The 12,901-nt window shown below is 70.4% G+C and carries 8 protein-coding genes; 4 read left to right on the top strand and 4 right to left on the bottom strand.

What is annotated here, in order from left to right:
• Nucleotides 1–214 precede the first annotated feature (214 nt).
• From ACGFNU_RS10740 to aceB, 4 genes are all read right to left on the bottom strand, one after another.
• Nucleotides 215–1,564 carry a (Fe-S)-binding protein gene (locus ACGFNU_RS10740; protein WP_392592216.1) on the bottom strand — a complete coding sequence of 450 codons (1,350 nt, stop codon included), beginning with the start codon at nucleotides 1,562–1,564 and terminating at the stop codon, nucleotides 215–217.
• Entirely contained in the window at nucleotides 1,564–2,937 is a 1,374-nt protein-coding gene (locus tag ACGFNU_RS10745; RefSeq protein WP_392592218.1) for an FAD-binding oxidoreductase, read from the bottom strand. The genes ACGFNU_RS10740 and ACGFNU_RS10745 overlap by 1 nt, the downstream gene beginning before the upstream one ends.
• Complete coding sequence (locus ACGFNU_RS10750) at nucleotides 2,937–4,394, bottom strand: FAD-linked oxidase C-terminal domain-containing protein (protein ID WP_392592220.1); 1,458 nt, start codon at nucleotides 4,392–4,394, stop codon at nucleotides 2,937–2,939. The genes ACGFNU_RS10745 and ACGFNU_RS10750 overlap by 1 nt, the downstream gene beginning before the upstream one ends.
• 121 nt (nucleotides 4,395–4,515) lie before the next feature.
• Nucleotides 4,516–6,123 (bottom strand): malate synthase A, encoded by a 1,608-nt coding sequence (aceB, locus tag ACGFNU_RS10755; protein WP_392592222.1) that lies wholly within the window; start codon nucleotides 6,121–6,123, stop codon nucleotides 4,516–4,518.
• A 498-nt stretch (nucleotides 6,124–6,621) separates the two neighbouring features.
• Between aceB and hflX the strand changes: the two genes are divergently transcribed.
• The 4 genes from hflX to ACGFNU_RS10775 all read left to right on the top strand — a co-directional run bounded on the left by hflX (nucleotide 6,622) and on the right by ACGFNU_RS10775 (nucleotide 12,716).
• Nucleotides 6,622–8,025: a GTPase HflX gene (gene hflX / locus ACGFNU_RS10760; protein WP_392593493.1), complete on the top strand. Its 1,404-nt coding sequence runs from the start codon at nucleotides 6,622–6,624 to the stop codon at nucleotides 8,023–8,025.
• Nucleotides 8,026–8,913: 888 nt separating this feature from the next.
• A complete protein-coding gene (gene hutI / locus ACGFNU_RS10765) occupies nucleotides 8,914–10,128 on the top strand; it encodes an imidazolonepropionase (RefSeq protein WP_392592224.1) in 1,215 nt (404 codons plus the stop codon).
• An 892-nt stretch (nucleotides 10,129–11,020) separates the two neighbouring features.
• Nucleotides 11,021–11,872 carry a DegV family protein gene (locus tag ACGFNU_RS10770; RefSeq protein ID WP_392592226.1) on the top strand — a complete coding sequence of 284 codons (852 nt, stop codon included), beginning with the start codon at nucleotides 11,021–11,023 and terminating at the stop codon, nucleotides 11,870–11,872.
• 91 nt (nucleotides 11,873–11,963) lie between these two features.
• Nucleotides 11,964–12,716, top strand: a complete 753-nt coding sequence (locus tag ACGFNU_RS10775) for a helix-hairpin-helix domain-containing protein (protein ID WP_392592228.1) — start codon at nucleotides 11,964–11,966, stop codon at nucleotides 12,714–12,716.
• Nucleotides 12,717–12,901 lie beyond the last annotated feature (185 nt).

The raw sequence follows: 12,901 nt of genomic DNA on the forward strand, positions 1-12,901 counted from the left end.
CCCATCAGGTTCAGGCGCGTCGTCGGGCCTGCCTGCTGCCGCGGGCGGGCGCGTCGCCGGACCCGCCTGCGGGTTCGGGTGCTCCGGCGGGCCCTGTCACACGAGGCCCGGTAAGCATTCCCTATCCCTGGGGGCAGTCACCATAGCAGGGCGTTCGTAATGATCGTGACGGCGTGTTACCAAAGTGGATTAGGCGGAAAAGCCGGTCAGATCTCTACGAAGATCGCTTAAGGAGGGGGCCGGCGCCGAGGCCGCGGAGCGACGCGTCCAGGACCTCGGCCGTGTGCGCGACCGCGATGTGCGTGCCCTGCCGGGCCAGCGCGGTGGCGATCTGCATGGAGCAGCCGGGGTTCGCGGCGACGAGCAGCTCGGCCTCGGTGGCCCTTACGTTCTGGGCCTTGCGGCCGCCGAGCTCGGCGGCGGCCGCCGGCTGGAGGATGTTGTACGTCCCGGCCGAGCCGCAGCACAGCTCGGGGTCGGCGATCTCCCGCACGACCAGCTCCGGGATGCCGGCGAGCAGGGCGCGCGGCTGGCTGCGGACGCCCTGCGCGTGCGCGAGATGGCAGGCGTCGTGATACGCGACCGTGGCCGGAACTGGCCGCCGTTCCGCTCGGGGACCGATCTCCGCGAGGAACTCGGCCAGATCCCTCGTCTTGACCGACAGCGCCTCGGCCCGCCCCGCCCAGGCGGGATCGTCCGCGAGCAGCTTCGCGTACTCCTTCATCGCCGAACCGCAGCCCGCCGCGTTCACCACGATCACGTCCACGGCCTCGAACGCCACGATCGTCCGGCGCGCGAAGTCACGCGCCTCGTCGTCGCGACCGGAGTGCAGAGAGAGCGCCCCGCAGCACCCCTGCTGCTTGGGGATGACGACGTCGCAGCCCTCCATCGCCAGCACACGCGCGGTCGCCGCGTTCACGCCGGGGAAGAACTCCCGCTGCACGCAACCGGTCAGCATCCCGACCGTCGCGCGCCGGTCGCCCCGTGCGGCGACGCGCTCGGGGAGGCGCTGCGCGCGGCCGAGCGGCGGCGCGAGACGTTCCATGGCGGCGAGGGCCGGCGACAGGCGCTCCAGGACGCCGCTGCGGCGGACGAGCCGGTCGAGGCCCGTCCGCTGATACGCGCGGAGCGGGCCGCGCAGGGCCCGGAGGCGGGCGGGGTAGGGGAACAGCTTGAAAATCGCTTCGCGGACGAGGCGTTCCCTGGCCGACCGGGGGTGCTCGCGTTCGACCTCGGCCCGGGTGAGCTCGATCAGCCGGTCGTACTGGACGCCGGACGGGCACGCCGTGACGCACGCCATGCAGCCCAGGCACCGGTCGAAGTGCTCGACCATCGGCCCGGTCAGCGGCGTCCCCTCGGCGTGCTGCTGCATGAGATGGATGCGGCCGCGCGGCGAGTCCATCTCCTCGCCCCACAACACGTACGTGGGACATGTCGGCAGGCAGAACCCACAGTGCACGCAGTCTCCGAGCAGCTTCGGCAACTCGCCGCCGCCGAGAAGGTCCGGAGAAGTGGCCCTGGGCGTTCCCACGACCGGTTCAGGGAGGTCCTGTGGCGCGGTCATCAGATTCCTCCCACGAAACGGCCAGGGGACAGCCGGTGCTCCGGATCGAACTGGTCCTTCACCCGGCGCATCAACGTCAGCGCGGGCACGGGCCCCCACACATCGTCGGCCGTGCGCACACCTTCAGGCGCGTACCGCACCACGGCGCCGCCCCGGTGTTCGCCAAGCGTCGCGCGTAGGCGCGCCAGCACTTCAGCTACCTCGTCCGCATTCGCTGTCAGCCCCACATATCCCTTGCCGGACGCAGACCACCGCACTGTCGAAGCCGCATTTGAGGACAGGTCATCTAGGAGGGGCCGGAGGGCGGATGGAGGGGCGGTGACTTCTATGAGGGTCGTGCCATCGGGATAGGCGCCCCACCAGGCGGGTGGCTCCTGGCTGATGTGAGCGTCCGGGCCTAGGAAATCTGCGACATGGGTGGCGCGGGCGGCCACGCCATCTGGAACGCCTTCCAAGAGCACGCCGAGCGTGATGCCGCCAGAAGACGCGGTTGCGGAAGCGTCCGAGGACGCCTCCAGGGAGGACGCTGGGGAAGGCTCTGGCGAGGCGCCTGAGGACGACTGCCGGGAGGCACCTGGGGGCGACTCTGGAGAGGCGTCTGGCGAAGCACCAGGGGAGGCGCCTGGCGTGGCACCTGGGGAGACGTCGCATTCGAGGGCGCTTGGGGCGACGGGGGAGTGGAGGACGGCCTGGACGGCCTCGTGTGCCTTTGCCGCGTCCGCTATGCGGGTGGTGACGTAGGCGTGGGCCGCGGGCACCGGATGCAGGCGGAACGCGGCTTCGACGATGAGGCCAAGCGTTCCGTACGAACCGGCGAACAGCCGTCCCAAGTCGTACCCCGCCACGTTCTTGACGACCTTGCCGCCCGAACGTGCGATCTGCCCGTCCGCACGCACGATGGTGAGGCCGATGACCAGGTCGCGGGGCGATCCGTACAGCAGCCGGAGGGGCCCCGCGGCGCCGGTGGCGATCGTCCCGCCGACCGTGGAGCCGGGGAGGGGCACGTCGAGCGACAGCCGCTGGCGGCGTTCGGCCAGCACCTCGGCGAGCCGTTCCATCGGAAGCCCGGCCTCTGCCTTGACGACCAGGTCACCGGCGGCGTGTTCGATGACGCGGTCCAGCCGTGAGGTGTCGAGGAGAACGTCGCAGCGATCCGGCGGCAGGCCCCAGTCGAGGCGCGTCTCGCCGCCTCGGGGGATGACGGCGAGCTTCTGCTCGGCGGCGGCACGCATGAGCTCGGCGGCCTCGGCCACTGTCGAGGGCGTGGCCACGACTCCTGGGGCGACGCCGAGAACGCCTTCCTCGGGCTCTCCCGGCCGTACGTCACCACAGACTTTCGCCAGCGCGTCCAGGGGGTCCAGGGAGCCGCCCATCAGAAGATGTCCGCCTTTCCTTCGTACGGGTGCGGGCCCTTCCGTACGCCCGGCACCTCCCCGCAGAGGCGAGGCGTCGGGAAGACCTTGCCTGGGTTGCATAGACCTGCCGGGTCGAAACCGCAGCGCACCATCTGCATCGTGTCGAGATCGGTGTCGCTGAACATCCGGGACATGTAGCGGGCCTTGTCGACGCCCACGCCGTGCTCGCCTGTGATGGAGCCGCCGTGCTCGATGCAGAGGTCGAGGATTTTGCCGGAGACTTCTTCGGCGCGTTGAGCCGCGCCTGGCTCGGCGTCGTCGAAGAGCACCAGCGGGTGCAGGTTGCCGTCGCCCGCATGGAAGACGTTGGCGACGCGCACGCCCGACTCTGCCGAGAGCGCGTCGATCCTGGCGAGGACCTGAGGTAGCGCCGTACGTGGGATCACGCCGTCCTGGACGATATAGGCCGGGCTGATGCGGCCTACGGCGGCGAAGGCGGATTTACGTCCGCGCCAGATCAGGGCCCGCGCGGCATCATCGGCGGCGATACGGATCTCGAACGTGCCCGCCTCGCGGCACAGCCGTTCCACCTCGGCGAACTGGGCCGCGACCTCGGGCTCGGGGCCGTCCAGCTCGACGATGAGGACGGCGCCGGCACCGGGCGGGTAGCCGCACGCGACCGACGCCTCGGCGGCCTCGATGGACAGCGCGTCCATCATCTCGATCGCCGCCGGCACGACGCCCGCGCCGATGATCGCCGAGACGGCCGTCCCGCCGGCCTCGATCGAGTCGTACGCGGCCAGGAGCGTCTGCACGGTCTCGGGCACGCGCGTCAGCCGGACCGTGATCTTGGTCGTGATGCCGAGCGTTCCCTCAGAGCCGACGAACGCGCCCAGCAGGTCATAGCCGGGATCGCCGGCGGCCAGGGTGACCAGCTCACCGTCCGGCGTGACGATCTCGCAGGCGAGGACGTGGTGGGCGGTGAAGCCGTATTTGAGGCAGTGGGCGCCGCCGGAGTTCTCCGCCACGTTGCCCCCGACCGAGCAGATCTGCTGGCTGGAGGGGTCGGGCGCGAAGTAGTAGCCGTACGGGCGGACGGCGCGGCTCACGTCGAGGTTGATCACGCCGGGCTCGACCACCGCGCGCTGGTTCGGAATGTCGATCTCCAGAACGCGGCGCATCCGGGACGTGACGATCAGCACGCCGTCCGTCCGGGGGAGCGCGCCGCCCGACAGCCCCGTGCCCGACCCGCGCGCCACGTACGGCACGCCTGCCGCCGCGCACTCCCGGACGACCGCCGCGATCTGCTCGGCGGTCTCGGGCAGCACGACGATCGCGGGCATGGCGCGGTGGTTGGTCAGCCCGTCGCATTCGTACGTCCGCAGCCGCACCGGATCGGTGATGACGGCCTCGGCGCCGAGCGCTCCGGCCAGCCGCCCGGCCAGTGCCGCGAGCGCGGGGAGTGCTTCATCCATCCCCCCCACCTCCCCTCGCCCCTTCAGCTTCCTCCCCCGACTCGAACGACTGCAAGATCACCCCGTCTTTTCCGGCGGGAGTGCCGCCCCGGACGGGGTGATCCCGCAGTCGCCGTCGTGCCTACGGGAAGCGGACGTACGCGGGAGTAGTCAGGAACTCCTTGTACTCGTCCGCGAGCGTGACGTCCTTGAAGAGCGCCACGGCCTCGTTGAAGCGCGGCTCGTTGTAGGCGTCGCCGAGCTCCTCGCGGATCTTGGCGAGCTCCTCGTCCAGGATCTGCTCGACCCAGTCCTTGGTGATCTTCCGGCCCTCCTTGGTGGAGATGCCGTTGTAGATCCACTGCCACACCTGGGAGCGGGAGATCTCCGCCGTCGCGGCGTCCTCCATCAGGTTGTGGATCGCCACCGCGCCCGACCCGTTCAGCCAGGTGGCCAGGTAGCGCAGCGCCACGTCGACGTTGCCGCGCAGCCCCGCCTCGGTGATGTCGCCCGGCGTCGCGGCCACGTTGAGCAGGTCGGCGGCCGAGACCCGCACGTCCTCGCGGAGCCGGTCGCGCTGGTTGGGCCTGTCGCCCAGCACGCCGTCGAAGACCTCGCGGCAGATCGGCACCAGGTCGGGGTGCGCGACCCAGGAGCCGTCGAAGCCGTCGCCGGACTCGCGGGTCTTGTCGGCCCGCACCTTCTCCAGGGCGATCTTGTTGACCTCCTCGTCCTTGCGGGACGGGATGAACGCGGCCATGCCGCCGATCGCGTGGGCGCCGCGCTTGTGGCAGGTGCGCACCAGCAGTTCGGTGTACGCGCGCATGAACGGGGCGGTCATGGTGATCGCGTTCCGCTCGGGCAGGACGAAGTCGGCGCCGCGGTCCCGGAACTTCTTGATGACCGAGAAGAGGTAGTCCCAGCGGCCCGCGTTCAGGCCCGCGGAGTGGTCGCGGAGCTCGTAGAGGATCTCTTCCATCTCGAACGCGGCCGGGATGGTCTCGATCAGCACGGTGGCGCGGATGGTGCCGCGCGGGATCTCCAGGGTGTCCTGGGCGAGGTTGAACGCGTCGTTCCAGAGCCGCGCCTCGAGGTGGCTCTCCATCTTGGGCAGGTAGTAGTACGGGCCCTTGCCCTTCTCCAGTTGGCGGCGCGCGCTGTGGAAGAAGTAGAGGGCGAAGTCGAAGAGCGACCCGGACACCGGCTCGCCGTCGACGAGGAGGTGCTTCTCCTCCATGTGCCAGCCGCGGGGCCGGACCACGATGGTGGCCAGCTCGTCGTCGGCCTTGAGCGCGTAGGACTTGCCGGACTTGGGGTCGGTGAAGTCGATCGTGCGGTCGAGGGCGTCGCGCAGGTTGAGCTGGCCCTCGATCATGTTGTTCCAGAGCGGCGTGTTGGCGTCCTCGAAGTCGGCCAGCCACACCTTGGCGCCGGAGTTGAGCGCGTTGATCGTCATCTTCCGGTCGGTCGGACCGGTGATCTCGACCCGGCGGTCCTCCAGGCCGGGCGCCGGCGACGCGACCCGCCAGGTCTCGTCGGCGCGGACCTCGGCGGTCTCCGGCAGGAAGTCCAGGGTGCCGCCCGCGGACAGGCGCGCCTGCCGGTCGGCGCGGGCCCGCAGAAGCGCCGGGCGCCGGGCGCCGAGCTCGCGCTGCAGCGCGGCGACCAGGCCGAGCGCCTCAGGCGTGAGGATCTCGTCGTAGCGCTCGTGGAGGGGGCCGGTGACCTCCACGCCTTCGAGTGCGGTCATCTGGCTGCCCTTTCGTATCGTGAAATTCTGCTTCTGTTATGTGGAGAACGCTACTCGCCGGTACGGGAGCCGGTCAAAGCGGGTGGCCACACCGTGCACGCGCCCCGGCCTGCCGACTTGCTCCTCCCCGGCCTCCTCCTAGGCCTCCTCCTCGGCGCAGCCGGTTCGCTTGCCTTCGCCGCGCCCGACTCGGTTGCTTCGCGCCGCCGCGTCGTCCCTCCCCAGGTCCTGCCGTGCTCGGTCGCCGGAAGCCCGAGAGGGGTGAGGGATGGCCCGCTGGGTATCCCCGGATGGCAGGGGGATAATCGAATGACCGCGTGGTCGTGGACGTGAGACGATCGCCCGGACGTGAGGGAAGACGCGCCCGCGCGGCGGTGTTGAACAAGGCATATGACCCACGTTTTCTTCGCAGACCAGGAGACCAAGATCCGCAACGAGATCGAGCGGGACGAGATCGAGAGCTTCGACGACCGGGACGTCGTCTTCGACGACCGGCTGATGACGGGCGAGGACGGCGAGCCGCTGACCGGCGAGCTCGACCTCGAAGACCGGCGGGCGCTCCGCCGCGTCGCGGGACTCTCCACCGAACTGACCGACGTCACCGAGGTCGAGTACCGGGCTCTGCGGCTCGAACGGGTCGTCCTGGTGGGCGTCTGGACCGAAGGCACCGCCGACGAGGCGGAGAACTCCCTGCGCGAGCTCGCGCTGCTCGCCGAGACGGCGGGCTCGGAGGTGCTCGAAGGCCTGTCCCAGCGCCGCACGCGTCCCGACGCCGCCACGTACATCGGCTCCGGCAAGGCCGCCGAGCTGCGCGACATCGTCATCTCCACCGGCGCCGACACCGTCATCTGCGACGGCGAGCTCGCGCCCAGCCAGCTGCGGCACCTCGAAGAGATCGTCCAGGTCAAGGTCATCGACCGGACCGCGCTGATCCTCGACATCTTCGCCCAGCACGCCAAGAGCCGCGAGGGCAAGGCCCAGGTCGAGCTCGCGCAGCTCGACTACCTCCTGCCGCGCCTGCGCGGCTGGGGCGGCAACCTGTCCCGGCAGGTCGGCGGCCGGGCCGCCGGCGGCGTCGGCATCGGCGGCCGCGGCCCCGGTGAGACCAAGATCGAGCTGGACCGGCGCCGGATCCGCACGCGCATGGCCAAGCTGCGCCGCCAGATCGCCGAGATGGCCAAGTCCCGCGACACCAAGCGCGGCGAGCGCCGCCGCAACGCCGTCCCTGCCGTGGCGATCGCCGGCTACACCAACGCGGGCAAGTCGTCGCTGCTCAACCGCCTGACCGGCGCCGGGGTGCTGGTGGAGAACGCGCTGTTCGCCACCCTCGACCCGACCGTCCGCCGGGCGGAGACCCCGAACGGCCGCGCCTACACGCTGGCCGACACGGTCGGGTTCGTCCGGCACCTGCCGCACCAGCTCGTCGAGGCCTTCCGCTCCACCCTCGAAGAGGTCACCGACGCGGGCCTGATCCTGCACGTGGTCGACGGCTCCGACGCCGACCCCGAGGCCCAGCTGGAGGCGGTCCGCGTCGTGCTCCGCGAGATCGGCGCCGACTCGATCCCCGAGATCGTGGTCATCAACAAGGCCGACGCCGCCGACGACCTGACGCTCGCCCGCCTGCGCCGCCGCGAGCCCCACAGCGTCGTCGTGTCCGCCCGCACGGGCCAGGGCATGGACGAGCTCCGCCAGCTGATCGAGCGCGACCTGCCCGGCTTGGAGCGTGAGCTGCACGCCGTCGTCCCGTACGATCGCGGTGACCTGGTCGCGCAGGTGCACGAGCGTGGCGAGGTCATCAAGCAGGAGCACGTGGCCGAAGGCACCGTCCTGCACGCTCGCGTACCCGCTGACCTGGCAGGGGAGCTCGGGCGTTACGCAGAGCAAACGGTCACGACGTCCTAACCTTTGTATCGTTCTAACGTCACTCTCCGGAGTGGTGCGATGGATCGAACGAGCCCTTAGGGTCCTACCGGGGCGGATGAGGCCATGGCCCGGTCCGCCCCGGGGCCCTGGGCGGTGCGGCCGGAACGATCCGGCTGAGCCGCGTCGAGGCCGATTCCATTGGGCTCACGCGGTTCTGCGCTTGTGTGGGGGGCCATTCGAAGCGCAGTCCGTGTACTCTTCCGCTCCGTCGAGGTGCGGTGAACGAGCCGTCCGTGGTGCCGAGCGCGGCGACGGCCGGCCGGACGGGGCGTCCGTTTGTCGACGGCCAGGAGTGGATGCGCGGGGGTGAGGCGAATGGTCGTACGGGCCGGGCATGCCTTTGCCCGGGCGAATGTTAATGGTGGTCGCCTTACGGTGACGGCTTCTCAATTCCGCTTGACGGGCTTCCGGGAGTCCGTACGGTCGTAGAACTAAGGACAGGGCGTCGGCAGTGATGGGGAACGACCGCATATTGGATGGACTACCGAGGGATCTGCGAACTTTGTCCGGTTGTCATGGTCCGGTGACCTGCGCGAACGAGAGGCCGTCGCGGCCCGGTGAGGAGCGGGTTCCCGGAACCTTTTCCGAGATGGGTGCGTTTGATGGCCAGAGGTTGTCGGTCGGGCCTTCAGTGCACTACCGTGACGAAACCGATACCTCCGGTCTCGTTGCTCAAGGTGATCATTTGATCACCTGTTCCTCCAACGCTGAGTTCGTCGGCACCCAGTCGGCGTTCGGATCGAGAGCAGGTGGCCCTCTGCATGGCATGTCTGCGTTCATGGTCGAGAGCAGGTGGCCCGCCCCAGCTCGCCGCGGCGTCCGGTCCCGTGCCGGTCGGCGCATTGATCCATTCAGGTCGGTGACCCGATGACGGTACGGCTGTTGACGAACATCGGCAGGCTCTGGACGGGCACCGACGTCTGCAGCAACGCCGCCGTACTCATCCACGACGACCGGATCGTCTGGGCGGGGCCCGCGTCGGACCTCCCCCAGAGCGTTCCCGGCATCATCGACGACATCGTCGACGTCGACCACGTGGAGAACCTCGGCGGCGGCCTGGTCACCCCCGGGCTCATCGACGCGCACTCGCACCCGGTGTACGCGGGCAACCGCTGGGCCGAGCTCGCCATGCGCACCAGCGGCTCCTCCCATTCCGCGATCACCGCGGCCGGCGGCGGCGTCAACTCCACCGTCACCGTGACGCGCGGCACCGACCCGTGGACCCTGTGCAACGCCGTCCGCGAACGCCTCCGCCAGTGGATCCTCGCCGGCACCACCACCGTCGAGGCCAAGACGGGCTACCACCTCACCCGCGACGGTGAGCTGGCCGACATCCGCATGCTCCGCTCGCTCGAAGGCGAGCCGTCCATGCCGCGCATCCACGCCACGTTCCTCGCCGCGCACATCCTGCCGCCGGAGTTCTTCGGCCGCCGCCGCGACTACATCGAGGCCGTCCGCCTCTGGGCCGGCGACGCCGCCGCGGCCGGCGCCGACTCGATCGACGTCTACTGCGACGAGGGCCACTTCACCGCCGAAGAGGCCCGCGCCCTCCTCCTGACCGGCAAGCGCTCTGGCCTCAAGGCACGCATGCACGCCTGCGCCAACGAACGCGTCGGCGCCGCCCAGGTGGCGGCCGAAGTGGGTTGCGCCTCCGCCGACCTCCTGACGCAGGCCAACGACGACGACATCAAGGCCCTCGCGCACGCCGGTGTCACCGCCACCGTCTGCCCGGGCAGCGCCCTCAACAGCGCCCGCCCACCGGCCCCGGTCCGCGCCATGCTCGACCGCGGCGTGACCGTGGCCCTCGGCACCGACCACAACCCGGGCCAGTGCGGCATCACCTCGATGCCCCTCGTCATCGGCCTCTCCGTGGCGATGTTCGGCCTGAGCGTCACCGAGGCCCTCCGCGCAGCCACCCTGGGCGGAGCCGCCGCGCTCCGCGTGGGCGACCGCGGTTCCCTGGCCCCGGGCATGCTCGCCGACATAGTCCTCTGGGACGCCGACCACGAAGGCGCCTTCGCCTGGGCCTTCGGCCTCCGCGCCCTCAGAGTCTGGCGAGGCGGAGTCCCCGTCCAGCCCTAACCCAAGCCGCCCCAACCACTCACAACTCAGGACGAAGAAATCACCTGGGGCCCCACACCGCCTAGCCAGCAGCCGAACCCGCACGGTCTCAGGGCCGGTTGGCACAAATCCGCGAGCCGGGTGAATCCCCGATATCTGCACGCACATGCTTGCGCGCGAACCGCCCATGCCATCCCATGCGGCGGCACACACCAGCGTCTCGGTCGCACCCGGCGCAAGCCACGACACCTCCGCGCAAGCTAAGCAGCGTGCCTCTGCGCAAGCTGGGCAGCGCGCTTCCGCGCACAAGCTAAGCGCGTGCCCCCGCGCAAGCCACGACGCCTCCGCGCAAGCTAAGCGCGTGCCTCCGCGCACACTGGCCGCGCCTGCACTGGGGCGCTCCCCGGTTGCGCACACGACACGCGCGCACGGCAGTGCGTATGACGCGCACACACGGCTGTGCGTAAACCGCCCACACCTCCGAGCGAGCCACCTACGATTCTGCGCGGATCGTCCGCGCCTCTCACGGGACGGCGCGTACCTGCGACCCGAGCGCTTCACCGGATCCCGGGCAGGCTGCCTGCGGCTCCGTGTGAACCACCTACGTCTCGGGTGACTGGCCAAGAGTGCCGTGCGATCCGTCCGCGACCTTCCGCGCCGTCGGACCGATGCTGCGCCGACCACCCCGCCTGCGGACGCTGGCGACGGCCTGCGTCAGTTCGTGTGCAGGCGTGGAGGAGGAGACGAGCTGCCGCTCAACGGTCTGATGGCTGCTGTTCTGGGCTGTTGGCGCTTGGCTGCATGTTGGTGCTCGTGCGTGTCAGGTGGCACGCCCTGGGTTTGTGAGGGTCGTGAAGAACGATCGTTACCTCGTGATAATTCGGCTTCTCCTCCGAAGGGATAACCTCGCTCCATGGGAAGCGCCGTCGCGGTTGTCACGGACTCCACCTCCTACCTCCCTCCGGGCCTTGCCGAACGGCATGAGCTCACTGTCGTTCCGCTGCAGATCGCCATCGGTGCGGCCGTGCGGGACGAGGGCGACATCACCGCGGCCGAGGCGGCTCAGGCGCTCAAGGAGTGGCATCCGGTCACCACGTCGCGACCGGCTCCGGAACGTTTCGCGCATGCCTTCAAGGCTTGCGCCGGAGCGGGAGCGAGCTCCATCGTCTCGGTGCATCTGTCGGCGGAAATGTCAGGCACCCTCGAGGCGGCTCGGCTCGCCGCCGAAGACGCACCCGTGCCTGTGCGAGTCATCGACTCTGGCACCATCGGCCTGGGGCTTGGCCTGACCGCTCTTTCCGCCGCCGCAGCCGCGCTCCGTGGCGCGGGCTTGGACGAGGTCGTGGCCGCGGCGACCCGCCGGGCGGAGCTCTGCCGCTCGCTCTTCTACGTCGACACGCTCGAGCACCTCCGCCGCGGCGGACGCATCGGTGCCGCCGCGACGCTGCTCGGCTCGGCGCTCATGGTCAAGCCGCTGCTCGACATCGTTGACGGCAAGATCGTGCCGCTGGAGAAGGTCCGGACGTCCTCCCGGGCCCTGGCCCGTCTCGAAGAACTGGCCGCCGAAGCCGCCGCTGGTCACCCGGTCGTCGATCTCGGCGTTCAGCACCTGTCCGCCGCCCCCCGGGCCGAGGCCCTGGCGGCGCGGCTGCGGGAACGCATCCCCAATGTCGAAGACGTCTACGTCGGCGAGGTCGGGCCGGTCATCGGAGCGCACGTCGGCCCCGGCATGATCGGCGTCGTGGTGGCCCCCCAGCTCGACTGAACGACCGGCGTCCGCGGCCTGCTCCGGAGAGTTATCCACAATTCACTCAGGATCTGTCGGTGCGGGTCGGGGATGGCTAGCTTCGTGACTCATGAAGCTCAGTAGCGCCACCGACAGGCTGTACGAGCTGGTCGAACGCTTGCGCCCACCCGGGCAGGGAACGGGCGGCCCGCCTCGCTCGTTCGGCGGCGGACCGCCCGCCGTGTCCTTACGCTCGGAGCCGGAGGCGCCCGCGCCGCTGCTTCGCGACCGGCTCGATCCGGGCCTTCCAGGCGCCCGCGCTCTCGCCCTGCTCGGTGTGATCGCGGCGCTCGCCGCCGGGGTGTACCTGTGGATGGCGCGGCCCCGGCCGGAGCCGCCAACCGACCCGGCTCCGAGCCCATCTCTCTCCATCGCGGCCGCGACGGCGCCCGCCGGCCGGGTCGTCGTCCATGTGTCCGGCAAGGTTCGGCGTCCGGGCGTGGTGACCCTGCCGGCCGGCTCGCGGGTGACCGACGCGATCAAAGCGGCGGGCGGCGTACGAGGAGCAGCTCGGACGGACGCCCTCAACCTGGCCCGCAAGCTCGTCGACGGGGAGCAGATCCCGGTTGGTGTCCCACCTCCGGTCGCCGTTCCCGCCATGAGCGGAGCGCCGGTGCCTGGAGCTCCAGGGGCACCGCTCGACCTCAACAGCGCGACCGTTGAGCAGCTGGACGATCTGCCCGGCGTGGGCCCGGTGCTGGCTCAGCGGATCGTGGACTACCGCGGCCAGCATGGTTCGTTCCGTTCGGTCGACCAACTGCAGGAGGTCTCCGGGATCGGCGCACGCCGCTTCTCCGAGCTCAAACCCATGGTCCGCGTGTGACTCCGCCGGATGATGACGGTGTGCGGCAGCGGCACGACTTGCGGCTCGTCCCACCCGCGCTGGCTGCATGGTTGTCGGCGGCGCTCGCGATCGGAATCCCGCCCGTCATCACCTTCGGCGCTGCCACCGCCGCGGGAGTCGCAGCCATCTTCTTACTGACCACCTGCTGGCGGCGCTTCACCTGC

This window comes from Spirillospora sp. NPDC048911 (assembly GCF_043198015.1).
GTDB lineage: Bacteria > Actinomycetota > Actinomycetes > Streptosporangiales > Streptosporangiaceae > Spirillospora.

What these genes read in the sequence shown, in the direction of transcription:
- ACGFNU_RS10740 (WP_392592216.1), bottom strand. Translation starts at nt 1,564, where the DNA reads ATGACCGCGCCACAGGACCTCCCTGAACCGGTCGTGGGAACGCCCAGG.
- ACGFNU_RS10745 (WP_392592218.1), bottom strand. Translation starts at nt 2,937, where the DNA reads ATGGGCGGCTCCCTGGACCCCCTGGACGCGCTGGCGAAAGTCTGTGGT.
- ACGFNU_RS10750 (WP_392592220.1), bottom strand. Translation starts at nt 4,394, where the DNA reads ATGGATGAAGCACTCCCCGCGCTCGCGGCACTGGCCGGGCGGCTGGCC.
- aceB (WP_392592222.1), bottom strand. Translation starts at nt 6,123, where the DNA reads ATGACCGCACTCGAAGGCGTGGAGGTCACCGGCCCCCTCCACGAGCGC.
- hflX (WP_392593493.1), top strand. Translation starts at nt 6,622, where the DNA reads ATGACGGGCGAGGACGGCGAGCCGCTGACCGGCGAGCTCGACCTCGAA.
- hutI (WP_392592224.1), top strand. Translation starts at nt 8,914, where the DNA reads ATGACGGTACGGCTGTTGACGAACATCGGCAGGCTCTGGACGGGCACC.
- ACGFNU_RS10770 (WP_392592226.1), top strand. Translation starts at nt 11,021, where the DNA reads ATGGGAAGCGCCGTCGCGGTTGTCACGGACTCCACCTCCTACCTCCCT.
- ACGFNU_RS10775 (WP_392592228.1), top strand. Translation starts at nt 11,964, where the DNA reads ATGAAGCTCAGTAGCGCCACCGACAGGCTGTACGAGCTGGTCGAACGC.